General features: G+C 26.2%; 26 protein-coding genes and 2 tRNA genes. 6 read left to right on the forward strand and 22 right to left on the reverse strand.

Annotated elements, in window-relative coordinates:
* Nucleotides 1-76 precede the first annotated feature (76 nt).
* The 3 genes from AELL_RS11400 (at nucleotide 77) to AELL_RS11410 (ending at nucleotide 2,582) form a co-directional block, all read left to right on the forward strand.
* The gene (locus AELL_RS11400; protein ID WP_118918076.1) at nucleotides 77-760 is read left to right on the forward strand and encodes a hypothetical protein; all 684 of its coding nucleotides are present in this window, start codon (nucleotides 77-79) and stop codon (nucleotides 758-760) included.
* Nucleotides 760-2,169 carry a DnaB-like helicase N-terminal domain-containing protein gene (locus tag AELL_RS11405; protein WP_118918077.1) on the forward strand — a complete coding sequence of 470 codons (1,410 nt, stop codon included), beginning with the start codon at nucleotides 760-762 and terminating at the stop codon, nucleotides 2,167-2,169. Before AELL_RS11400 ends, AELL_RS11405 begins: the two co-directional genes overlap by 1 nt.
* A 116-nt stretch (nucleotides 2,170-2,285) precedes the next feature.
* Complete coding sequence (locus tag AELL_RS11410) at nucleotides 2,286-2,582, forward strand: hypothetical protein (protein ID WP_118918078.1); 297 nt, start codon at nucleotides 2,286-2,288, stop codon at nucleotides 2,580-2,582.
* 54 nt (nucleotides 2,583-2,636) lie between these two features.
* Here AELL_RS11410 and AELL_RS11415 read toward each other — a convergent pair whose 3' ends face one another.
* The 20 genes from AELL_RS11415 to AELL_RS11510 form a co-directional block, all read right to left on the reverse strand.
* Nucleotides 2,637-3,848, reverse strand: coding sequence for a tyrosine-type recombinase/integrase (locus tag AELL_RS11415; RefSeq protein ID WP_118918079.1), 1,212 nt, complete (start codon nucleotides 3,846-3,848; stop codon nucleotides 2,637-2,639).
* Between the two features lie 211 nt (nucleotides 3,849-4,059).
* Nucleotides 4,060-5,058 (reverse strand): HipA domain-containing protein, encoded by a 999-nt coding sequence (locus AELL_RS11420; protein ID WP_118918080.1) that lies wholly within the window; start codon nucleotides 5,056-5,058, stop codon nucleotides 4,060-4,062.
* Nucleotides 5,059-5,060: 2 nt separating this feature from the next.
* Nucleotides 5,061-5,387, reverse strand: coding sequence for a HipA N-terminal domain-containing protein (locus AELL_RS11425; RefSeq protein ID WP_118918081.1), 327 nt, complete (start codon nucleotides 5,385-5,387; stop codon nucleotides 5,061-5,063).
* Nucleotides 5,387-5,599: a helix-turn-helix domain-containing protein gene (locus tag AELL_RS11430; RefSeq protein ID WP_118918082.1), complete on the reverse strand. Its 213-nt coding sequence runs from the start codon at nucleotides 5,597-5,599 to the stop codon at nucleotides 5,387-5,389. The genes AELL_RS11425 and AELL_RS11430 overlap by 1 nt, the downstream gene beginning before the upstream one ends.
* 293 nt (nucleotides 5,600-5,892) lie before the next feature.
* Nucleotides 5,893-6,270 carry a hypothetical protein gene (locus AELL_RS11435; protein ID WP_118918083.1) on the reverse strand — a complete coding sequence of 126 codons (378 nt, stop codon included), beginning with the start codon at nucleotides 6,268-6,270 and terminating at the stop codon, nucleotides 5,893-5,895.
* A 1-nt stretch (nucleotide 6,271) separates the two neighbouring features.
* Nucleotides 6,272-7,552, reverse strand: coding sequence for a type II toxin-antitoxin system HipA family toxin (locus AELL_RS11440; protein WP_118918084.1), 1,281 nt, complete (start codon nucleotides 7,550-7,552; stop codon nucleotides 6,272-6,274).
* Between the two features lie 449 nt (nucleotides 7,553-8,001).
* A complete protein-coding gene (locus AELL_RS11445; RefSeq protein WP_118918085.1) occupies nucleotides 8,002-9,216 on the reverse strand; it encodes an ATP-binding protein in 1,215 nt (404 codons plus the stop codon).
* Between the two features lie 273 nt (nucleotides 9,217-9,489).
* Nucleotides 9,490-9,774, reverse strand: coding sequence for a type II toxin-antitoxin system RelE family toxin (locus tag AELL_RS11450; RefSeq protein WP_118918086.1), 285 nt, complete (start codon nucleotides 9,772-9,774; stop codon nucleotides 9,490-9,492).
* Nucleotides 9,764-10,015 (reverse strand): type II toxin-antitoxin system Phd/YefM family antitoxin, encoded by a 252-nt coding sequence (locus tag AELL_RS11455; RefSeq protein ID WP_118918087.1) that lies wholly within the window; start codon nucleotides 10,013-10,015, stop codon nucleotides 9,764-9,766. Before AELL_RS11455 ends, AELL_RS11450 begins: the two co-directional genes overlap by 11 nt.
* Nucleotides 10,016-10,302: 287 nt before the next feature.
* Complete coding sequence (locus AELL_RS11460) at nucleotides 10,303-11,514, reverse strand: tyrosine-type recombinase/integrase (RefSeq protein ID WP_118918088.1); 1,212 nt, start codon at nucleotides 11,512-11,514, stop codon at nucleotides 10,303-10,305.
* A gap of 276 nt (nucleotides 11,515-11,790) precedes the next feature.
* Nucleotides 11,791-11,867 (reverse strand) — tRNA-Ile (locus tag AELL_RS11465).
* Nucleotides 11,868-11,871: 4 nt separating this feature from the next.
* A tRNA-Ser gene (locus AELL_RS11470) sits at nucleotides 11,872-11,962 on the reverse strand.
* Nucleotides 11,963-12,051: 89 nt separating this feature from the next.
* Nucleotides 12,052-12,750: an orotidine-5'-phosphate decarboxylase gene (pyrF, locus tag AELL_RS11475; RefSeq protein WP_118918089.1), complete on the reverse strand. Its 699-nt coding sequence runs from the start codon at nucleotides 12,748-12,750 to the stop codon at nucleotides 12,052-12,054.
* 3 nt (nucleotides 12,751-12,753) lie between these two features.
* Nucleotides 12,754-13,149: a transcription antitermination factor NusB gene (nusB, locus tag AELL_RS11480; RefSeq protein WP_118918090.1), complete on the reverse strand. Its 396-nt coding sequence runs from the start codon at nucleotides 13,147-13,149 to the stop codon at nucleotides 12,754-12,756.
* 2 nt (nucleotides 13,150-13,151) lie between these two features.
* Nucleotides 13,152-13,622, reverse strand: a complete 471-nt coding sequence (gene ribH, locus AELL_RS11485) for a 6,7-dimethyl-8-ribityllumazine synthase (protein ID WP_118918091.1) — start codon at nucleotides 13,620-13,622, stop codon at nucleotides 13,152-13,154.
* 29 nt (nucleotides 13,623-13,651) lie between these two features.
* Entirely contained in the window at nucleotides 13,652-14,452 is an 801-nt protein-coding gene (gene kdsA / locus AELL_RS11490; protein ID WP_118918092.1) for a 3-deoxy-8-phosphooctulonate synthase, read from the reverse strand.
* Nucleotides 14,449-16,002 (reverse strand): potassium channel family protein, encoded by a 1,554-nt coding sequence (locus tag AELL_RS11495; protein WP_226805986.1) that lies wholly within the window; start codon nucleotides 16,000-16,002, stop codon nucleotides 14,449-14,451. Before AELL_RS11495 ends, kdsA begins: the two co-directional genes overlap by 4 nt.
* 145 nt (nucleotides 16,003-16,147) lie before the next feature.
* Nucleotides 16,148-16,528, reverse strand: a complete 381-nt coding sequence (locus AELL_RS11500; protein WP_118918094.1) for a DUF6394 family protein — start codon at nucleotides 16,526-16,528, stop codon at nucleotides 16,148-16,150.
* A complete protein-coding gene (locus tag AELL_RS11505) occupies nucleotides 16,515-18,251 on the reverse strand; it encodes an FMN-binding glutamate synthase family protein (protein WP_118918095.1) in 1,737 nt (578 codons plus the stop codon). Before AELL_RS11505 ends, AELL_RS11500 begins: the two co-directional genes overlap by 14 nt.
* A gap of 1 nt (nucleotide 18,252) precedes the next feature.
* The gene (locus AELL_RS11510; protein WP_118918096.1) at nucleotides 18,253-19,137 is read right to left on the reverse strand and encodes a DMT family transporter; all 885 of its coding nucleotides are present in this window, start codon (nucleotides 19,135-19,137) and stop codon (nucleotides 18,253-18,255) included.
* Between the two features lie 126 nt (nucleotides 19,138-19,263).
* Between AELL_RS11510 and murA the strand changes: the two genes are divergently transcribed.
* The 3 genes from murA to AELL_RS11525 all read left to right on the forward strand — a co-directional run bounded on the left by murA (nucleotide 19,264) and on the right by AELL_RS11525 (nucleotide 22,355).
* Complete coding sequence (murA, locus tag AELL_RS11515) at nucleotides 19,264-20,529, forward strand: UDP-N-acetylglucosamine 1-carboxyvinyltransferase (RefSeq protein ID WP_118918097.1); 1,266 nt, start codon at nucleotides 19,264-19,266, stop codon at nucleotides 20,527-20,529.
* 98 nt (nucleotides 20,530-20,627) lie between these two features.
* Complete coding sequence (locus AELL_RS11520) at nucleotides 20,628-21,722, forward strand: DUF5644 domain-containing protein (protein WP_118918098.1); 1,095 nt, start codon at nucleotides 20,628-20,630, stop codon at nucleotides 21,720-21,722.
* A 9-nt stretch (nucleotides 21,723-21,731) separates the two neighbouring features.
* The gene (locus AELL_RS11525) at nucleotides 21,732-22,355 is read left to right on the forward strand and encodes an HNH endonuclease (RefSeq protein ID WP_192941195.1); all 624 of its coding nucleotides are present in this window, start codon (nucleotides 21,732-21,734) and stop codon (nucleotides 22,353-22,355) included.
* 9 nt (nucleotides 22,356-22,364) lie between these two features.
* On the opposite strand, the gene AELL_RS11530 is transcribed toward AELL_RS11525, so the two are convergent.
* The gene (locus tag AELL_RS11530; RefSeq protein ID WP_192941196.1) at nucleotides 22,365-24,071 is read right to left on the reverse strand and encodes a secretin N-terminal domain-containing protein; all 1,707 of its coding nucleotides are present in this window, start codon (nucleotides 24,069-24,071) and stop codon (nucleotides 22,365-22,367) included.
* 43 nt (nucleotides 24,072-24,114) lie between these two features.
* On the reverse strand, nucleotides 24,115-24,687 hold the full coding sequence (locus AELL_RS11535; RefSeq protein WP_118918099.1) for a YigZ family protein: 573 nt from the start codon (nucleotides 24,685-24,687) through the stop codon (nucleotides 24,115-24,117).
* Between the last annotated feature and the right edge of the window lie 10 nt (nucleotides 24,688-24,697).

Genomic DNA, 24,697 nt, shown 5'->3' on the forward strand with positions numbered 1-24,697 from the left:
TGATTCTTCCTTATAATTGACCCTAGGAAAGTTATATAAAGAAGAATTTAATCAAAATAAATTTAAAGGAGCAATTATGCTATTTAAAATTACTTTACTTGGTAAAAATTATAACCAAAATAAAAATAAAAATCAATTTTCATTTCTATTTAATTCATTCACTAGAAATGATTGGATAGAAGAATTAACAAATGTTGATTCAAATTTATACTTCTTGATTAAAGAAGAAGTTGAAGAGTTTTTTTACAATACAGGTGGTTATTTAACTTATTTAGATTTTGAATCATGTTATCAATTAGCTGTTGAGGCTACAATAAAACAAGTTAAAAAAAGTATCAGAAAAAATAAAAAATGTTTTTTTGAAATAGAAAATAATGATAATTCATTGATTTACAAGAAGATAAAAGAGAGATTGCTCTCAAATATCAGAAATCTATTTGATAAAAAAAGAAAAATTAACGTTCTAAATATTGATTTATTGATAATGGATAATATTTATGAAAGTTATGAAGTAGATACTACTCTATGGGATTTAAGAAAATTAGTTAATACAAATCCTCAAATAATAATTGACAATATAATCAAACTAGCAAATAGTTTTGAAATTACATTAAGTGAGATTGATGAACTTGGTGAAAAATTAAATATGGATTTTTCTGCTATCCCTGAATTAAATTTATCTTTAGAATTCAGAAATTTAAAAAAAGCAGCTAATAGTCAGTTATATCTACATTTCAATGAAGAATTAATGGTGGCATAATGAGTATAGCAATTAATATCGAGAAAGCTGTATTAAGCTCAATTTTATTCAATCCCGAAGAGTTTGAGAAAATAAATGAGATTCTAAAAGCAGATGATTTTTTTTCGTCTGCTCATCAAAAGATTTTTGAAGTAATGCAAAAACTTTATGATGAAGAAATGCCTATTGTTGAAGATTTTATTTCAAAAAGATTGAATAATTCAAAATTAAATGATGTGTTAATTGATATTTTATCTGCTAATCCTATAACAAATTCTATTGCTTACGCAAAAGAAATAAAAAAAGATAGTTTAACAAGACAAATACAACATTTAAGTTCTAAATTACAACATCAATTTGATATTAAAATCATTGATAAAATTTCAGAATTGAAAAATGAACTAGAAAATTTAAAATTTATTAAAGAATTAAAAAACATAGATGAAATAAGTTCTTTATTTCAAAAATATGATTTAAATTATTTAGAAGTTGAGAATGTTAAATTTGAGTATTTAATTGATAATTTACTTGTAAAAAATGAAATTACTATGATAGTGGCACGTCCTGCAATTGGAAAAAGTTTAACAACGTTTGCTTTTGTTAATATGATTCTTTTAAATAGTAAAGTTTCCAAAATAATATATCTTGATGGAGATAATGGGCTTACTACTATAAAAGAGAGAAAAGTTCATATTGTAAAAGAAAATCATGGTGATAAACTTATTTATTTACAAGGATTAAAAGCTTCAGAATTTAATATAGTGATTAAAAATTTATTAAAATCAAATTTAGATGATATATTAATAGTTTTTGATTCAATTAAAAATTTCATGCAAGGTGGAGATAGAGACAAAAACAGAGATGTTTCTAAGGTTATGGAAATTTTAAAAACACTTAGAAACAATGGTGCGACTGTTATTTTTCTACACCATTCTAATAAACCATCAAAAGATATTGATGAATTGATGTATGCGGGATCTAGTGCTTGGGAAGAAGATTCCACAAATGCTTTTATTCTAAAGAATAATAAAGATAAAAAAGCATTTATCTTTATACCAATAAAAATGAGATCTGGAGATTTAAAAGAGATGGCATTTACATATTGTGAATATTCACATACTCTAAATCAAATTGATTTAGATATAGCAAAAGAGACAAATGAAGAACTAGAAATAAGAAATGAAATCATTGATTTTATTTCAAATTCAAAAGAAGAGCCTAATTATAGTGAAATTCTAAATCACTTGATGAATAATGGATATCCAAAAATGAAAAGTACTGATGTACTAAAAAATGGTAAAGACAAATTTTGGGAATCAAAAAAATTGAAGCAATTTAATAAAACTATATTTTTATTAATAGATCAAAATAAAGATTTCAATAAACCAATCAAAATTGTTTTTGAAAATGAAGTACGTAAAGTAAGTTAGATAACTTAGACAACTGGGGAAGTCCATTTTATGGGCTTTACTAGAGAACAATTTTTTTGGTGTTGTTTGGACAACCTGGACAACTAACATTTAATAATTTTTTTAAAGGAAATAATATGCAAAATCCAACTAGTAATGATAGATTAATAAGATTAGATGAAGTGTTAAAAGAAATAGGGATAAAAAAAACAAATTTTTACGAAACAATTAAAGAACTAAAAAAAGGAGCCGAAAGGGAACAAAATGAAGCTAAAAAACAAGAAATTCTAACTCTATATGTCCTCGTAAAACAAAAAAAATTCGGAAGAACATCGATCTGGTCATATAATCAAATTCAACAATTCATTTCCCATATAAAAACTGGATATGCTCAAAAAATTTTAGATTATATTAAATATAAAAATGTAGCTTGATTATTTTCAAGAATAAATATACGATAATGTATATTTATTCTTATTGACTTAAGCTTACACTAAATTATTCAACCAATCTGCCCACCATTGCATAAGTTTTCTTTTTTCTTCTATATATTTATATTTTGATTCTCTATTATAAGCTGCTTTTACCCTGTTTGGCTCTGAATGAGCGAGACAAGATTCTATGATATCACTATGTAAATGATGTTTAGCTACATTTTCATATGCATTTGTTGAAAACATAGCTCTAAATCCATGATTTGTATGTTTGTTCTTATATCCCATTTTATGAAGAGCATCATTTATTGTATTTCCACTAATACTTTTGGTATTTGTTGTAGGAGATGGAAAAACAAATTTTGAGGATTTAAATTTTTCGATTTCTTTTAATAATTCAAAAGCTTGATTAGATAAAGGTAAAACAAAATCTATAGACATTTTCATTTTATCTTTTGAAATTTCGATTGTTTTTGATTCAAAATTAATTTCACTCCATTCTAAAGAAGTAAGATTAAATGGTCTTAAAGCAAGATAAGGAGCGAGTTTTAAAGCATATATAGTGCATATGTCACTTTTAAATTCATCACTATAACTATTTATATCTTCAAGCAACTTTTTTATATCTTCTTTTTTTGTAAGAGCAGGAAGATTTTTTGTTTTGCGCTTTTTTAGTGAGTTTTGCTTATCAATGTCAGATATTATATTTCGTTCTACATATTCATTTGTAATTGCATACTTATAGATTCTTTGAATATTATTTAAAAGTCTTGATGCATATTCTATTGCATCACGATTCTCCATACTTTCAACTAAAGCTAAAATATCTTTTCTATTAATATCTTTAATATCCCTCTGACCTATAAAAGGATAGGCGTTTTTTTCTAAATTTCCTCTTATTTTTTCATAATTTGATTTACTCCAACTATCTTTCATTAAAGCTAACCATTTTTCACTTATTTGTTTAAAATTTACAGTAACTTCAAAATTTGATGATTTTGAGTCAATTGGATTTATTCCTCTTTCAATATTTTTTCTTGCCTTTTCTCTCTTTTGTCTTGCTTCTTTTAAACTGACTTCATCATAAATTCCAAAACTCATACTCTTTCTTTTACCTAAAAAAGTAAAATCAAATCTCCACATTTTTGTTCTACAGGATTTTATGACTATATACAATCCTCGACCATCACTTAATTTATAATCCTTTTCTTTATATTTAGCTGTTCTAATTTTTACATCACTGAGAGGCATAGAAATTTTTGGCATTTTATAATTACTCACAATTAATTTTTTATTATTTTATTGTTTTTTCACTTAGTTTAAATAGATTTTAAAATAAAACTGAAGTGATTTTTCTTCTATTATTTACAATTTTACCTATTAACTGTTAATTCAATTTTTTTCTCTTTTTTTAATGCTTTTATTTTGTATAATAAAAAAATGTCAAAAATTTAGCTGTAACTGTCAACAAAAAAATCTATTTATTTATTCCTAATCTTTTCATTCTATCTTTATAGCTTTCTATATAAAACTCTTTTGCTTCTTGGCTTAAAAATGATTTATTGATTAGTTCTTCAACTTTTGGATAAGAATCTTCTATAAATCTCATAATTTTATTAAATCTAATTTCTGGTAAATCTATATATTTTGCAAAGGTTTTAAAATCATCATATGTGTAATATCCATATTTTTCATAAGTAGGTGTATAATCATCCAATAAATCTAGTGCCATGTCACCATATTTTTCATTTACATGAAATCTTGTATTTAGTAAATCATAATTTGGAGTTAGAAAATATTCATTTGAATTTGGTTTACTATATAGTGAGAAGTTTTTTAGATGAGCATCACCATTACAAATTAGATAATTTAAAATTATTCTTTTAAAAAAGTCTTCAATTGAAACCATACTTGTTGCAATATATTTTTTTATCATTCTTGCACAATCAAGATAACTACAAGCATCATATTTATAATTCTCACCATGGGTAAAAGCAGATACTTCTAAAACTCCTGCAAAATCTTCTTGATCATATTTTATTCCTGTTTCATCATAATCAAATCTTTTAGTAATATATGCAAGTTCTTTATCACTAAACTGAATTAATCCACAAGTTGCTGTTGGAATATTAAAAATATTTTTTGAAATAAGCATAGAGATATGTTCATTTGCAACAATATCTTTTTCATTTTGGATATGTCCATCTCCACTTGTTATTGGTTTTAAAATATATTTTCCATTAGTTACAGTTGGAACTAAATCTTTTTTTTCAAAAATTAAGGAGATTTTATCTTGAACTCCAGAAATTGACATTCTAGAAGATAATTCAGCTCTTTTTTTAGTAAATTCAACCCTATCAAAATTTAGTGGATTTGGAGTAATTCCATCAAAAAGTTCTTTTATACATTTAGAACAATAGTTATTAGTTAATTTTTTATTAGTTGCTAAACAACCTAAACAAGTATCATTTTGCATATTTATATCTCATCTTTTTCTATTGTAATTGAACCAATAGTATTCTCTTTTGTAGTAAGAATTAATCTTGAAAAATCATCATTTTTATCAATCCTAAGTTCATGACATTGGATATCTTTCAATTTACCTTCAGCTAATAAATTATAAAAAAAAGGAAATAGATGATTTGATTTAAATTCATCCTCTTGTAATGGTAGTGTTAAACTAATAGATTTTATATTTGGTAGCTTTAAATACTCTTTATCATAAACAAAACTATATTCACTTTCACTAAACTTGCTAAGTAATCCAGCAAATATATTGTTTCTAAAAACTTTAGCTCTTTGCATTATTTACTCACAACTTCAATATTTATTTCCATTCCAAGTACATCTAAAAGCTTTTCAAGAGTTTTAATTGTTGGATTTGCTTTTCCATTTTCAATATCTGAAATAGAAGCATAATTTATACCTGAATAATCTTGTAAATCTTTTAACTCAAGATTTAACTCTTTTCTTCTTTTTTTTATGATTTTTCCTATCTTATTAACCGTTGGTTCCATTTTTACTCTTTTATTAATACATTTATTTAGTATATAAGTTAAATATGACTAATTATATAAGTATTAAAATTAATATTTACTTTACATTTAGTTTATATACTAAATATAGTCTAATTATTATGAAATTTATAAAGTGTCTTAGTATTTAGTATATAAATTAAATAAGTTTTTGTTTATTTGTTCAAGTGCAAGATTTAAAAAGTTTGAAAAGTTGATAAATCATTAAATGAATTTAAGCCCATTCAGCTAAGAATATTTAAACTCTTAACCTAACGAACGCATTGAAAATATTATTATTCAAACACATTTGGAATATAGACATCCGTATCATTTTTTTGTTTATCGTTACTAGATTTTGTATCTTTCTTTTCCAGTGTCGTTTTCTTTACATCTCTTTTTTTATGAAAAAAATCTTCATCTTTTTTATTTAATAGTTTTTGTATATCTTCTAATACTTCTAGTCCTCTTAAAACATCAATGAATTTTTCTAAAGTTATCTTTCCACTTATTTCAAATTCTTGATATCTCCTACTAGTCATTCCTATATGTTTTGCAAAATCTTTTTGACTACCAAAATATTCTATTTCTCTTTTTCTTTTTTCTTTTGCTCTTTTGCCCAACTCTTTTAATATCTCTTCTGTTGTTGCTAGGCTGAAATCTAGTTCTGCCATTTTAAACTCCTTTAGTTAAAAGCTCATCTACAGCTTTTGTATCTTCGAGTATATGTTTTGCAAAACTTTCTGGCATATTATATTCTGAAAATATTTTAACTAATTGACTATGCTTTAAATCTATCATTTTTTTAATGTTCTCTTTTAAAAAAGACTCAGTAATATTAAAAGGTTTAAGGACTTCGTATAGTTTATTGTATGATATTCTATTTAGAACATTAACACCTACATACATCTGATGATAGCCATTACTTGCATATGTTAAATCATAGGCAGGAGCAAAAGCCCATTTTCCAATATGATTCATAAGAAATGAGAAATTAGCTGCATGGTCATCCTTATTTCCAAATATTGCATTAAATAGCATTAGTTTTACAATTTGTTCTATTTGTGAACTTGATATGTTTAATTTATTGGCACATCTTAAAAGATCAATATAATCATTTGTTGTATCTGCTGGATCAATATGCATTAGACCAGCAAATGAGTGCATATGAAATCTTTGATTTTTTATTCTATCAAATCTATAAGTTAAGAAGTGAATATGTCCTTCACATTCTAGTAGTTGGCACTCACTCATTGTTATATCTAATTGTTTAGTAAATAAGTAGTATATATATTCTAGTTTCGTTGGTATAGACGCATCTTTATATTTATTATCTAACATAGGATACATAGAAATATCTTTATCATCATATTTTATTATTACAGGTAAATATCCCTCTGGAAATTCATCTTGTTTTCGTAATAGACTAATAGTGTTATCTTTTTTATTAAAACCAACAGTTGCTTTTGCTCTAGCTCCACCACCTGCAGAATTTGAAATGGCAATTAATGTTTTTAAAGCTGCTTGAGCATTGTTAAGTTCTTTATTCTCTTTATCTAATAAATTTTTAGATTCTTTATATAAATTAGAAATGCTTAGAATGTTTTTATACTCATCTGTATCATATTCTGAAGGATGAAACTCTAAAGCACCAATAGTGTGAGTTCCTAAAAATTTTAGTCTTTCAAGTATAGTAGGCTTTCTTTTTAAATGTTCAAATAAAAATCTATCCATGTATTCCATACCATATCTACCTGGTAAATTATCACTTATAAGACCAGGTAGACCATATTGATATTTAATATGACTGAAATTTTGTACGCTTCTATTTCCTATTCGCATTTTAATAGGAGAAAATTCTAAAATATTCTCATCTGAATATTTAAATAAAATAGAACCTTTTTTATTATCAACAAGCTGTGCTACTTCTTTATCCCATGCTTTTACAATTACCATTGCTGCTCCACATATGCTATTATCTGCGTATTATTACATAAAATATTTAAAATATACATATTACTGCGTATTTTATCAATATTATAAAGCTTAATGTGAACTTACCTATACGTGACACTCTGCCCTAAAGTTATCTAAATTATAAAATATCAAAAGGCTTTAACGGTAGTTCCTACCGCATTGTGAATATTTAAACTATCATTCTAATCAATAGCAAGTTCTGTTTTGTAAACTTCACATTTGAATTTTGCTTGTATTTTTCTATTCTCTTTTGAAATGTGAATTTTCAATCAAAAAATTCACTTTCTTATCTTGATGGTATTTGGGGATATTCTTCAATCTCTCAATGTTTAAACTAATTTTACTAATTAAGTCAATAATTTTAGTTGTAATTTTGAATGGTGGTTTATAGCTCATTATTTACTCTTTATAAAATAATCTTATTAAATTTATTTCAAAAACCCAACAGGTACAGCATACATATTTTCATCAATTTGCAAAAATGTATCTCCCATATAAAGCACAATCCCTTTATTAAATTCTTTGTTTATCTCTTCTTTTAATTTATATATATGTTTAAAATCATCTTTTTTAACTGTTTTAGAAGCTTTTATTTCAAGAGCTATAATTTTATTTGAATACTCTAAAATAAAATCTATTTCTTTTTTATCAGTTGTTCTGTAATAATACAGATTAGCTCTACTTTGAGCATAAGAGTTTGCTTTTAGTAATTCACTAAAAATAAATGTTTCAAGGATTTCACCTTTTAGTGGTGATTTATTAAACTCATCTTCTGTATTAATTTGTAAAAGATGACAAAGTACTCCTGTGTCAATGGAAAAGATTTTAGGAGTTTTTGCTAATCTTTTTAATTGATTATTAAAATATGGTTGAAGTTTTTGTATTTGGTAAGTATGTTCTAGAACACTAAAGTAACTATCAAATGTTTTTCCATCAAGTCCAACTTGTATTTGAATATCATTTTTATTAAAAATACTTCCACTTCTAAACATACAGTGTTTGTACATATTTATAAACTTATCCATATTTCTAATATTTGCCAATTCTTTAGCATCTGATTCTATATATGTTCTGATATAAGAGCTAAACCAAAGATATTTACCTTTTTGGCTATCAATTTTATTAATCTCAGGATATCCACCATCTATAATATCTTTTTCTACACTTATATTTTCATATTTAGTTAAAAGGTATTTATCTAAATCTTTTGAAAAAATATCTATTATATTATCACTGCTTTGATTTTTCTCTTTTAGTGAAAATGGATAAAGTTCAACTATTCCAATTCTTCCAGCAAGTGAATCTGATATTTCTTTAAATCCTTGAAGTGAGGCTGAACCAGTTAAAATGAATTCTCCATTAATTCTGTCTTTATCCACATACTCTTTTATAGATATAAGAAGTTGTGGTAATCTTTGAATTTCATCAATAACAACTGGCTTATCTAGCGATTCAATAAACCCTTTAGGATTATTTTTAGCCATTTCATACATATTTATATCATCTAAAGTTATATAATTATCAATATTTAAGTGTAATGCTAAAGTTGATTTTCCAACTTGCCTAGCACCACTAATAAGTAAAACTGGAAAAAAATTTTGATACTCTTTTATATCTTCTAAAATTAATCTTTGAATATACATATATAATCCTTTAAATTTATGGATTATAATACTATAATTTACATATTTTTAATATGAAATATTTCTAATAATATAAAATTTTATTTGCATTCACTTACACATAATGATAAATCAGTTAAGTAAGAAAAAAAGCAGAGGAAATATATCTAAAATTTTTGAGATAAAAAATTTAAAAATACCATTAGGATAAATTTAAATCTCTTCTCTCTCTTGTGCTTTTGGGATATAGTTCTTCATAAATTTTAGGATTATACATTAAGAAAAAGAATAAATTTAGAATCTATCTTTTGTATTCTTGTAAATTTTATCTTTTTCTCTTTTTCCAACACTTAATACTAAAACAACAATCTCTTCATCTTTAACTTGATAAGCAAGTCTATATCCCAAAGTTTTTAATTTTATTTTATAAACATTTTCATATCCACTTAGTTTATCTTTTTCTACTTTTGGATTTTGTAATCTTTCTTCTAATTTCTTTTTAAATTGCTCTTTTATTGTTGAAGCTAATTTACTCCATTCTTTTAAAGCTTGAGGTTTAAATTCAAGATTATAAGTCATCTAAACTTACTTTAACTGGTTTTTCACCATCATTTAAAGCTTTTGCAACTTCTAATGACAAATGATAATCATCTATAATATCCATCATTTTTTCATACAATTTACTTGGGACTAAATAGGCACAAGGGATATTATGATTTAATATTGCTATAACTTCATTATCAGCTTCATTTAATAATTGTGTAGGAGATTTTTTAAGTTCTGTTATACTTGCACTATAATTTGCTAAAATTGGTTGCATTTTACATCCTTAATTAAATATGAAATATCATACTAAATATAGTATCTTTTTGTCAATATATAGAGTTTTATTATAGAAATAAAGAATCATTTAATTGTCAAATGAAGTGTAAAAATTAGCAACTTTTTGAGTATTCTTTTGTAATTCCAGCATATATTTTTCAGTATTATTTTTTATCAGTTAATAAAAAGTAATAACTAATAATAAAGATAAAATTAAACAAATAAGATTTTCTAAATTTAAAACTTAGCTCATAAGTTTAAGAATAAAAATATAACTTTTTTCTTTTATAGATCATCAAGCCAATCAGCCCACCATTGCATAAGTTCTCTTTTTTCATCTAAATATTTGAACTTTGATTCCCTATTATAAGCTTTTTTAACGGTATTTAACTCAGCGTGAGCCAAACAAGATTCTATGATATCACTGTTTTTACCATGTAAAGGAACATTTTCATGAGCATTTGTAGAAAAACTGCTTCTAAATCCATGTACTGTATGTTTACCCTTATATCCTAATCTGTGAAGTGCATGATTTAATGTATTTTCACTTATACATCTAAGACTTGTATTAGGACTATAAAAAACATATTTACTTGAAGTTCTAAAAACTTCAACATCCTTTATTATTTTCAAAGCCTGTTTTGATAATGGCATTACAAAATCTACAGACATTTTCATTTTATCTGCTGATATATTTATATACTTATTTTCAAAATCTATCTCTTCCCATTCCAAGAATCTTAAATTGTATGGTCTAAGAGCAAGATAAGGAGCTAATTTTAAAGCATATGATATGATAACATCTGTTTTAAAATCATCATTGTAATGTTTAATTGTATTATGAAGTTCTTTTAATTCTTTTTTATCTGTAATTGCTGGAATACTACCCTTTTTTCTTTTCTTTAATGAATTTTTCTTATCAATATCAGCAATAACATTATGATTGATATACTCTTTGGCTATTGCATATCTATATATTCTTTCTATATTATTTAACAATCTATTTGAATACTCAACAGCATTTCTATGCTCCATTTTCTCAATTATTGTAAAAATATCTTTTTTTGTGATTTCACTCATTGCTTTATTGGCAATAAAAGGATAAGCATTCTTTACTAAATTACCTTTTATTTTTTCATAATTAGAAGTACTCCAATCATCTTTCATAAGATGAAGCCATTTATCAGCAATAATCTGGAAAGTCATAGTTTGATCATCTTCATCATTTTTAGATACAGCAGGATTAATTCCTTTTGATACTTTAAGTTTTAGTTCATCTTTTTTTTCTCTAGCTTCTTTTAAACTAATTTCAGGATAAGAACCAAAACTAACTGTATTTCTTTTGCTATTAAAAGTAAAATTACATCTCCAAAGTTTTGAGCCATTTTTTTTAATTAATAGACATAATCCTTCACCATCAAATAAATAGTAATCTTTCTCTTTAGCTTTTGCTTTTTTTATTTCAACATCACTCAAAGGTTTAATAATTTTTGCCATTTATTACAGTACCTCATTTATTTTTTAGCAGTACGGCAAATTTATTTATTGCAGTACCACTTTTAATTTTTTTGATTGTACTACAAAGCCTATTTACAGGTAGCTCTATCATTTATTGCAGTACGTTATGTAATTTTTATTGGTCGTACTGCAAATCGTACTGCAATTATGGTTTTATCTTGCTGAATTTTGATGTATTGAGATGAACAGTTAAAAGTAATGGATTTCGATTTTTAGGGGTTTTTGAACGTTTATAAACATAAGTAAATGAGTAAATGGTGGGTCATGAAGGACTCGAACCTTCGACCACTCGGTTATGAGCCGAGTGCTCTAACCAGCTGAGCTAATGACCCACGATGGCGGACAGTGAGGGATTTGAACCCTCGGTACCGTTGCCAGTACGTCTCCTTAGCAGGGAGGTGGTTTCAGCCAGCTCACCCAACTGTCCATGTTCAGCTGTCTGATTTATCATAAAATCAGGACGGTGATTATAATAGTATGTCACTTAAAACATACTTAAAATTATAAGAAGAGAAATTAAATATTTTTTAATATCTCTTCAACAACTTTTTTTGGATTTTCTGATTTGTAAATTGGTCTTCCAACTACTATAAAATCAACTAAATTTTCTTTAGCAAATGGAATATCAGCAACTCTTTTTTGATCTCCACTATCTTCACCAAAAGGACGTATTCCAGGACATAAAGTAATAAACTCTTTTGAAGTATTATTTTTAATATCTAAACTTTCAAATGCAGAACAAACAACTCCATCAATTCCTGATTCAAAGGTATCAATTGCGAATTGTGTTGCTTTTGTGCTTATATCTTCGTTGTAGATTGCTTTAAAACTGTCATTATCAAAAGATGTAAGAGCAGTTACAGCTAAAACTAAAGGTTTATTTGGAATATCTTTGATTCTATTCATCACTGTTTTCATAGCTTCAACTCCAGAACTTGCATGAACATTAAACATATCAACAAGTCCAAAGTTAGCTATTTCTTCTGCTGCATCTGCCATTGTATTTGGAATATCGTAAAGTTTTAAATCTAAAAATATTTTAAAATTTGGATTAATTGCTTTTAAATCTTCTAAAAACTTTTTCCCATCTCTTATATAACTTCTAAAACCAACTTTTAGCCAAACATCAAAATCTTTTATTTGTTTTACTAATTCAAGATTTTCTTCAGTAGTTGATAAATCTAAAGAGACACACAATTTCATAGAACTACTCATAACTTAAGCCTTTACAACTTTGTCAAGTAATCCATTTACAAACTTTGGAGCACCATCACTTGCTAATTTTTTTGATAGTTCAATTGCTTCGTTTATAACAACAGCTTTTGGTAAATCTTCAAATAAAATTTCAAAAATTGCTAATCTTAAAATTGATTTTTCTACAGAACCTATATCTTCTAAAGTTCCTTGGTTTAAGTGGCTAACTATTTCTGCATTGATTCTTTCTAAATTTTCTATTGTTCCATTAAATAATTTTAAAGCAAAATCTTTTTGGTTATTTCTTATCTTTTTCTCTTCTAAAATTTCATCAAGAAATTTTGCAATTCCTTCATTTCCTAAATCATAAGCGTATAATAAACCAATTACAGACTCTCTTGCTTGTGTTCTAGTTGCCAAATCTATTTCCCCATTTCACTATATAAGTCTAACATCTCAATGATTGTAACCATTGCTTCTGCACCTTTATTTCCAACTTTTGAACCAGCTCTTTCAATTGCTTGCTCAATTGTATCAGTTGTTAAAACTCCATTAGAAACAGGTTTTCCATATTTTAAACCAACTGTTGCTATACCTTTTGTAGCTTCTGCTGAAATATAATCAAAATGAGGTGTTGCTCCACGGATAACTGCACCAACACAACAAACTGCATCATATTTTCCACTTGATAATGCTTTTTCTAAAGCAAATGGTATTTCAAAAGCACCAGGAACTAAAATTAAATCTAAATTATCTACATTTCCACCATGTCTTTTGAAAGCATCTTGCGCACCTTCTACTAATCTATCAGTAATTATATGGTTAAATCTACCATTAATAATTGCAACTTTTTCTGTCCCTTTTAGTCTTAAAACACCTTCAATTACTCTCATCTAATTCTCCAAATTTTTCTAAATAGTTATTAATTATACCCTAAAGCGTCTTGTATTGCAAAAATGTCACCAACAAGCTTATACATATCATCCACTTTAAGCATATTTGGTCCATCACTAAGTGCTACTGATGGGTTAATATGTGTTTCAAAGAAGAAACCATCAACCCCAACCGCTGCTGCTGCTTTTGCCATAGTTGGAACAAAAGCCGAGTTTCCTCCTGTTGTTCCACCAGTGCTTGGAATTTGCACAGAGTGTGTTGCATCAAAAATTACAGGAGCATAGTTTCTCATTAAAACTAAATTTCTCATATCAACTACTAAAGCACCATATCCAAAAGTATTTCCTCTTTCACAAAGCCAAACACCAGCTTTATCTGAGTTTTCATAGTTTACTTCTGTAATTCCTCTTGTATTTAAAATCTTTTCAACTGGATGTTTCATAGCATCTGCTGCTAAGAATTGTCCTTTTTTGATATTTACTTTTGCAGGTGTTTTTGCAGCTGCAACTAATAAATCCGTTTGTCTACATAAAAAGGCAGGAATTTGTAAAATATCAATTATTTCTCCAGCAGGAGCTGCTTGATATGATTCGTGAATATCTGTTACAACTTTATATCCAAATTGCTCTTTTATCTCTTGGAATATTTTTAATCCTTCATCAAGTCCAGGTCCTCTAAAAGAACTTAAACTTGTTCTGTTTGCTTTATCAAATGAAGCTTTAAAATAAAATTCAACTCTTTTATCTTCACTTAATGGTTTTAATTTTTCAGCAATTCTCATTACTGTATCTCTATCTTCAAGTACACAAGGTCCTGTTAAAATTTTCATAAAATTCCTTTTAAAATTGTTTGTTTTTCTTTACCTGTTAATGCATAATAAAATTCATAAATATTTTTACAGATATATTCAATATCATTTTTTGCGTGTTCATCACAAGCAAGTAAGATTTTATCGCCTATTTTTATCTCTGTTTCCCATTCAGGGAGAAGCATTATATCATTTTCTCGTTGAAGTAACAAAGGCACAACATTATTTCTTAACTCTTTATTATGTAATGAAGTACCAAACAGACTTAAAAAAAGTGATTGATTTTTCAATAAATAGTTGTAAACCTCAGGAGCATAAAGCTCTGAAATTTCAAATTCTATCAAAAGTGGTTTTTCATCAATTTCTCTTACTAATCTACTTACTAATTTTGAAGCCCATTCATTATCTTTTTTGATTATTAATCTTAAAAACTTATCACTTAAAGGCATTACTAAAGCATTTGTGATTTTATTTACTAAAATTTTAGATGGAGTAAATATATGATTTATATTTGCATTTCTAAATAAAAAATCATCTATCATCTCATTTTCTCTAACTATAGTTACAATATTTGGATTTAATTTTTTTGCAGTTGCTAAAATTGATAAATTTGTAGTATCATCATCTGTAACAGCAGCAATTGCAACAGCTTCTTTAATACCTATATTTAATAATAACTCTTTATCATCAGCATTTCCATAAACTATATTTGAAATTTCATCTTTTGAATATTCAACATTTTTATTTTTGTCAATTTCAATTAATTTAACTCCAATATCATTTTCATTTAACTTTTCAAAAATCTTTCTTCCCATTCTTCCATAACCACAAACTATGTAAAGTCCTTTTGGAAATATTGGTAAAGATGCGTTTAGATTATCTATTCCATAAAGCCATTTTTCAAGTTTAAATAGATTTGGAGACCAAAGAGCTAGATTTATTTCAGAAGAAATTATTGAAAATGGATTTACAACTATTTCAGCATCTAAATCTTTAAGATTTTCTGTATGATTAGTTGTAGTTGATTTAACTGCTACTTTTATATTTTTATTTAATGCTTTTGCAATAAGTGTTATTTTTAAATTTAAAGCATCATCTTCAAATAATGAAACTATTGCTTTACAATTTCTTTTTTTTAATCCAGCTATTTCTAAAACTTTTACAGAATAACTTTCACTATATAAAACAGGAACTGTTGGAGTAAAATTTTCCAATATTAAATTATGAATTTTTGTTTTATCTTTTTCTATTACAACTGTTCTAAGCCCTTGGTCCATAGCTTTCATTATTATTTTTCTTGTAATTTGGTTATATCCTAAAACAACAATAAATTTTTCATTTAGATTTTTTATCTGTCTTAAAAATTTTGCTTTTTCTATCTCTTGCAAAAATTGTTTATCTTGAAATAAAGATATTAAAGAACCAATACTATATAACCATCCTAAAACACTTAAATATGTAGAAAAAGTAACCCAAATTCTTTGAGGATAAGTAAAGGTATAAGGTAATTCCCCAAAACCAATTGTTGTTGCGGTATAAGATACAAAATAGAAAGCATCAAAAATTGTCATATGATAAACATTTCCTGATGAATCTTTTCCCTCAATTAAGAGGAAACCTATTATTGAAATCGTATAACTAATTAAAATTACTAAAAAAGGTTTCCTCATTTTTTGTAAAATGATAAATAATGAATTATTTCTCAAAATTAAATCTTTATCTTTTTGATTTTAAAGTATCACCAACATAAAGTGCAACTGAAGTAAGATTTGCTAACAATGCACCACCTGATAACGAAACAATTACCGCCATGATTTCAGGATTTAATCCTCCTGTACTATAAACAGCCACAGTCCATACAACAGCAGCAGCGATTAATTGAATATCTGCCACTAAAGAAGTTGCAAGTAAAACTGAACCTAATTGTGTTTTATCTCCAAGTTTTAAAATTGTTGCTATTAAATTTATAACTATTGCTGCAAATAATTCATATTTACTATGACTCTCAACTGAGTGAATGTCTCCATAAAAAAAACCAAAATTTAGCGTCATTGCTAAAATTATAAAAAATCCTGAAATAACCTTATCTAAGTTCATGATATTCATCCTCCATATCTTTTCCAATTTTTAATTTTCTTTTAAATACCTCATCCATATTATCAAATACTCTTGAGTTTTTATCCACAAAAATCAATCTATGTTTATTTAGTTGACTTATACTTTTAAGTCCCATTATTGCTAACAAACCTTTTACATTTTTTAAAAGATTTTTATGATAATTTGCCACATAATTTGCATGTTTAAATACAAAATATTTTCTTCTTTTACTCTTATTTTGAGTAGCAAGTCCAACTGGACACTCTCGTCCTGTTGTTCCAGAACAATATCTTGCTCTAATACATCCTGCACTCATCATAAATCCACGAGCAATTTGAACAAAATCTGCACCTAAACTCATAATTATAACAATATCATCAGGAGTTAATATTTTACCACTTGCAACAAGTTTAATTTTATCTCTTATTCCATAATCACTTAACACTTTATCTACTAAATAAATAGAATCTCTTATTTCAAGACCAACTCTTTCCATCATCTCTAATGGTGCTGTTGCACTTCCACCACTTCCACCATCAATAGTTATAAAATCAGGATAAGCATCATTTTGCGAATCTATTCTTCTTTTTATCTCTTTTGCATATGGTTCAATATTTTCTAAATCTGAAATTACGATTTTCATACCAACAGGTTTTTCTGATAACTTTTGTAATTCACCAATAAAATCAAACAACTCTTCTATTGAGTTTCCATAAGGAAATCTATTTGGAGAAAAAACATCTTTATAAGCTTCTACATTTCTATAATAAGCAATTGCAGGAGTTACTTTATGACCTGCTAGTTTTCCACCTGTTTGTTTTGCACCTTGAGCTATTTTGATTTCTGTCATTCGACAAAATCTCATAACTTTTTGATATCTATTTGGGTCAAAATTTCCAGCTTTATCCCTAGCTCCATATAATCCTGAACTTATTTGAAACACAATATCAGGCATATCAGAAGGTACATCTTTTGGAAAATTTTCCAAAGGGGCATCCCAATTTGGTCTAAAAAACTGTTTTTTCTTTAAATCTAAAATATATGTTTCAGCTTCAGGGTCATTTTTAAAAACTAATTTTCTATAAACATCAGCTGCTAAAGCTCCATTAAAAAAGAATTTTGCAACTTTTTTAAAGGTTTTATTTAATGATGAACTATCAACAACTGTCATAAATGAAGAATCATAACTTTCATAGGTAGTAAAAAAATTTGATGTTACTCCACCCTCACCTGAATTTATAGGAAACCCTCCTAAATATGCACCTTGAACAAATGCCCGTGTACCCTCAGGAGAAATAGAACCATCACTCATAGCAGACCTTGCAATGATACTTTTTGCTTTAAAAGGTTTTTTTCTATTTTCACCAAAAACAACTTCAAATTTTTCATCTACTTCATTATCGTTTAAAACAATATTTGAATGTCTAATCATAAATTTTGGTTTTGGTAAAGGTTGAGAGGGAGAAAAAGAGGCGTAATTTGGTAAATCACGTGCTGCTTTATAAACCCAATCTAACTTATCTTTTGATTCATAAAACTTTTCATCACCAAAATATTGTCTAAAAGGTTCCCTTGCTTCTTCAAACAAATATCTTAATCTTCCAATTATTGGATAATTAACTAAAAGTTGATGTTTTCTTTGTACATATTTATCATGAATAAACCACGCAATCATAATTACAACAAAAACAATCCAAAAATCTTCCCAAAATGTTAAATCCATTTTATTCCTTTTTCCCTGATACTAAAAACCCACTAAAAATAATCAATAGTATACCTAAAACAATTAAAAATGAAGGGAAAGAATCTCCTAAAATAAGTCCTAAAATTATCGAAAAAACTATATTACTATAAGAAATTGTTCCAATAATTCCAGCTTTTGCAAAAGAGTATGCTTTTGTCATATATATTTGTGCAAGGGTTGCAAATATTCCTAATAAAATAATAAATATCCAATCTTCATTTTTAGGCATAGTAAAAGTTCCTAACATAAAATCCAAATGGGGATTTGAATAAAAACTTCCAATTATTAATAAAATCATAGGTCCTATTGTTCCTATTGTCATAAAAGATAAAACAATTGCTCTTGAATCATAATATGTTCTAAGTTCTCTAACTGATGTATAAGCAAGAGCTGCACCAACACCTGAAAGTATCCCTAAATAATCAGTTTTTTCTAAATTACTTCCATCAAATTCTGTTATAAAAACAATTCCTATAAATCCTACAAAAACTCCAAGCCAACCTTTAAATCCAAGTTTTTCTTTTAAAAATATATATGCAAATATTGCTGTAAAAATTGTTGAAGTTTTTGAAAAAGTCATAGCTTCTCCAAGTGAAATCTCTGAAATATTATAAAAGAAAAATAAAAGTGCTACAAAACCAGCGACTCCTCTAAAAACCAATAACCAAAATTTTCCACCAATTTGCTTCAAAGGAGAATTATAAATTGAAATTAAAATAAAAAATACACCAAAAACATTTCTAAAAAAAACTACTTCAACTGAACTCATACTATCACTTAACTCTTTAGCAACAGCTCCCATAAGTGCGAATAAAAATGAAGCAAAAAGCATATATTTTATGCCTTTATTAACCTGTTCTTCCATCAAATTCCTTATAATAAAAGAAAGATTGTAGTTATAATCCAATTAAAAAAAGATTATTACATTCATATCTTAAAGCTTGTTTTAGATAATATAATTGCTTTATATCACTAATTTTGTAGGGGAAATATGGAATACTTAAAAATTATTGGAGGTAAAGATATTTCAGGTAGTGTTGAAATATCTGGAGCAAAAAATGCAGCTTTACCTTTAATTGCTTGTACTATCTTAGGAAAAAATGAAATAACTATTGGAAATCTACCAAATGTTGTAGATATTAACACTTTTTTAAAACTTATAAAAAACCTTGGTGGAGATTTTGTAAAAGATAAAAATTCTGTAAAAATAAGTACTTCAACAATCAACAACACTAAAGCTACTTATGATATTGTAAAAACTATGAGAGCTTCTATTTTAGTTTTAGGACCAATTTTAGCTAGATTTGGTCATTGTGAAGTTTCACTTCCAGGTGGTTGTGCAATTGGTCAAAGACCTGTTGATTTACACTTAAAAGCTTTAGAGCAAATGGGTGCAAAAATAGAGATTTTACATGGATATATTCGTGCTACGGCACCTGAGGGTTTAAAAGGTGCAAAAATTGTATTTGATAAAGTAACAGTTGGTGGAACTGAAAATACAGTTATGGCAGCAGCTTTAGCTTATGGAACAACAACTATAATAAATGCAGCAAAAGAGCCTGAAATCGTACAACTTTGTGAAGTTCTTGCAAATAGTGGCGTTAAAATAGAAGGTATTGGAACTTCAAAAATTATAATTGAAGGAACAGGTCAAAAACTTCTTGATATTAAACCATTTGATGTAATTCCAGATAGAATCGAAGCTGGAACTTATATGTGTGCAGCAGCTATTATGAATCAAAAACTAAAAATAGATAAAGTTATTCCTCTACATTTAGAAGCAGTTATTTCAAAACTTGAAGAGATGAATTTTGAAGTATTACAAGATGAAAATAGTGTTACTATTATGCCCACAACTGAAATAAAACCAGTAAATATAATCACAACTGAATATCCAGGTTTCCCAACAGATATGCAAGCCCAATTTATGGCACTTGCAACTCAAGCAAATGGAACAAGTACAATAGATGAAAGATTATTTGAAAATAGATTTATGCACGTTAGTGAACTATTAAGACTTGGTGCTGATATTCACTTAAATGGAAACATTGCGACAATCAATGGAAAAAGAGGAACATTAAATGGAACTGATGTTATGGCAACTGACTTAAGAGCCTCTTCAGCCCTTGTTTTAGCCGCTTTAGTTGCAAGTGGTGAAACAAATATCCATAGAATTTATCACTTAGATAGAGGTTATGAAAATCTTGAAGGAAAACTATCTCTTATTGGTGCAGATGTAAAAAGGTTTGCAGAATAACCCATCTTAAAAAATGATAAGTAAAAATCATTTACTTATCATTTTTTTTAAGTATAAATTTACTAAAATCCGAACAACAACGAAAAAAGGTACTATTAATGAAACTAGAAATCTCTTTATTTAAGTTTGATAAAAACTCAGATTATCTACCATATTACACTAAACATTTTTTAAAAATTGAAAATGAAAAAAATTTATTAGATATTTTAAACACTTTAAATAAAAGTGAAAAATTAGGATTTGAAAACTCTTTAGATTTTGATTTAGTTGTAAATAATATCTATGTAAAAGCTTCATTAACTTTAGAAGAGCTTGTTGAAAACTTTGGAAAAGAGTTAACTATCGAACCTATTTCTCAAAGAAGAGTTTACAATGATTTATTGATTGATGATAAAGATTTTATTGAAAAAATCGAAATTTTCAAAGATTTTATTGATGAAGAAGATAGAAAAAATTACTTTAATCTAAAACAATATTTTTATGCTTCAAATACTTTAAATTATAGAAGTGATTATATTGGAGATTCAATTTTGCTTTTAGCTTATGATTTAATTCAAAAAAATCCAAAAATAGAAAGTTATATATTATCACTATTAGATGATGTTGAAATTGGTGCTTCATTTCATACAAGTTTAAAAAATAGAATTTATAAATTTGAAGATATTATTGAAACAAAAATTCAAACTATTCAAAGTGAATTAGGTTATTTTGAAGAACTTGAAAAACAAAATTTCAGAATAAATAAAACACTAATCATTGATTTTGGTGAATTTGAAGAAAATTTTGAAGTTTTACATGATTTTAAAGATTTTAATATTGCCTATTATCCATCAAATAACTCTAAACAAACAATAGAATTATTAAATAAACTAAAAGCAAATATATTAAATCTTGATAGTATGAAATTAGATTTAGCAAAAAATAGTTTTAATAAAAATCCAATAATTACATATCATGTTGCTTCTACAATTTTACTTGATGCATTTGATAATAACGCTGATTTTTTAGTAGTTGATACAAATGAAGATTTTTATATTTTTGATTACAATAGAAAACAGATTCAAAAGCTTTGTGGAAGAGAAATTTTACTTCCAATAATCCATAAAAATGAGTTACAAAAACTTATTTCAGGTGATTATAAAGAAGCAAAGAAGACATTAGAAAAACATCAAATTAACCCTGAAATTATATAAGGCTAAATTTTGAGATTAGATATAGAGTTCATAATTTACGCAAGCTTATTAATTGTTTGCTTATTACCTCTTTATATCTATAGAAAAAAGATTTTTTCTTCTTCAAAACCTCAAAAGGGGGATTTTGATGCTTTTTTAAAAGATTTAAAAATCCATATGAAAACTAATCATCCTAAAATAGATATTGATTATTCAATTATTGAAAAAACAAAAAATGAATCAAATTTAACATTTAGAGAAACTTTTATAATTGAAAAAGTTGTTGAACAATTTTTTAACTTTGAATATAATAAGAAAACTCAACCTTCAGTTCCAAGAGATAAACTTTGGGTAAATTATGATGAAAAATCAATTCCTAGTGCAAAATTACCAAGTGATTGGCAACAAAGAAAAGAGTTAGCTTCTAGAAGAGATAACAAATGTTGTAATAGATGTGGTTGTAATCTTCCTTCATTAAATGAAACTTACACAACTTTTGTTAAAGATATAAAAGATGGTGGAAGTTATACATTAGAAAATATAATTATCTTATGTATAGATTGTAATAAAGTTTTAAATTCTACAAATCCAAAAAACACTATGGATTCACTTATTTTAAATGATAAACTCCTACATTTAATAAAAACAAAATAAAAAGCTAAACTATTGTCCTAAAATCTCTTTTACTCTTTTTTCATGTTCGTTTTTATCAACTACAATTTTATTTTCACCACTTAAATCTTTTAACTGTTCATTTAACTCTTCAATCTTTTTTTCTCTTTTTTGTATTTCAAGTTTTTTCTTAATAGCATCTTCTTTTAATCTAATTAAAGAATCTTCTAAATATCTATCTTCAATAGCTTTTAATTGAGCTAACTGATTTCTAACAAAAGTAATATCTTTTGATTTTGGAATCATATAAGGAGTAACAATTACCACTAAATTATTTTTTTTAGTTGTGGATAAATCATTTGTAAATAAATTTCCAAAAATAGGAATTTCACCAAGAACTGGAACTTTTTGGATTTTTGATTCATTTTTATTTTCTATTAATCCTCCAATAATCACACTCTCACCATTATTTAAAATAGCAGTTGTTTTAATCTCTTTTTTTAAAGTATCAGGATTTCCACTACTTGTTTGTGTAGTTTTTACGCCTTCTAATAAAGTGTTAATTTCTAAAGTAACTTTTGATTCACTTGATATTCTTGGTTTTACTTTTAGTGTTAACCCAACATCTTCCCTTTGATAGTTTGTTCTTTGAGTTCCACCATCAGTTACAGAACTTGAAGTTTGCACAGAAATTTTTTCTCCAACATATATAGAACTCTCTTTGTTATTAACAGCTAAAATTGAAGGTTCTGAAACAATATCTAAAGCTCCATTTTGTTTCAAAAGATTAAGTGAAGCTCCAAGAGCAAGTCCTGATTTTATATCAGGAATATTCAAATCAATAACATTTAATACATCATTAATTGATGTTGAACCACCATTTAGATTTGAAGAAAAAGTTGCAAGTCCATTACTTCCAGCACTTCCTCCAAAAATTCCATATTGAACTCCTATGTTATTTACTAATTCATCATTAACTTCAATAATTCTTGCTTGTACATAAACTTGTGTTTTTTCTTTATCTAATTCATCTATTAATTTATTTATATATTCAAGTTCATCAGCAGGTCCCATAACAATAATTGCATTTGTCTCTTCATCAAAAGAGAGTAAAGGTTTTTTATTTTGTTCAGTATATGTTTTTTTACCAATAACTGAATCAAGAATTTTTATCACATTTGTTGCTTCTATATTTTTTAAAGAAAATATTTTTATCTCTGTTTTTATTAAAGAGGTGTCATTATCAACATTTTTTATATAATTTGCTAAATAACTAATATTCTCTTTTTCTCCAATAATTACTAAAGTATTATTCTCTTTATTTTCTACAATTGAAATTTTTTCATTTTCTAGTTTGTCGTTAAATTTTGATTTTGCAATTGCTTCTAAATTTTTTTTTGCTTCATTTACATCAATATTTTTAAGTTCAACTATAACACTATCTTTTGTTATAAAGTTATCTAACTTAACAACTCTTAAAATTCCACTATCTTGAACTAAAGAGAAACCTTTATCTTCAAGAACAAATTCTAAAATTTTGATTAATTCCTCTTCATTTAAAGGTTTATTTGAAATAAAATCAACATTTCCTTCTATCTCTTCATTGATTAAAATATTTTTATTTATGATTTTTGAAGTTATTTTTATCAACTCCATTATCTGTAAATCTTTAAAATTTATATTGATTTTTTCACTACTTAAAACATTTAATTCTAAAACAAAAAGCCATAAAAACAAAAGATTACAGACAAATTTCATAACTCAACTCCATTTATATTTTAAATATAAATAATAAATTGAATTATTTTATAATAATATTTCTTGAAAGTAAAGGTAAAAGTAAATCAAATTGTTCGCTTGTAAGTTCTATTTGTAAACTCACATTTGTAGAAAAATCTTTCGATTTTATATTAATATCTTCTTGATTTAAAAGATATTCAAGAAGTGAAAGTTTATTATACTCACACTCTAATGTTTTATTTATTAGTTTTTTATACTCTTTAAAAGTTGCTATTTTAATAACTTCATTTACACTATCACCATATGCTCTAACTAATCCTCCAGTTCCAAGTTTTACTCCACCAAAATATCGTACAATAATAACTGCACAATTAATAATTTCAGCCCCAGCTAAAACAGCAAGTGCTGGTTTTCCACTTGTTCCTTTTGGTTCTCCATCATCACTACTATTTTCAACTATTTGTTCAAACTCATTAAAATATCTATAAGCATAAACAAAATGAACTGCTTTTGGATGTTCTTTTCTTAATCTAGCCATTACTTCATCAAATTTTTCATAAGGCATTAAAAAAGCCATAAATTTTGACTTTTTTTCTTCAATTGAACAACTAAACTCTTTTTGAACAAACTTCAACTATAATTCC

The organism is Arcobacter ellisii (assembly GCF_003544915.1).
In the GTDB taxonomy this organism is placed as follows: domain Bacteria; phylum Campylobacterota; class Campylobacteria; order Campylobacterales; family Arcobacteraceae; genus Aliarcobacter; species Aliarcobacter ellisii.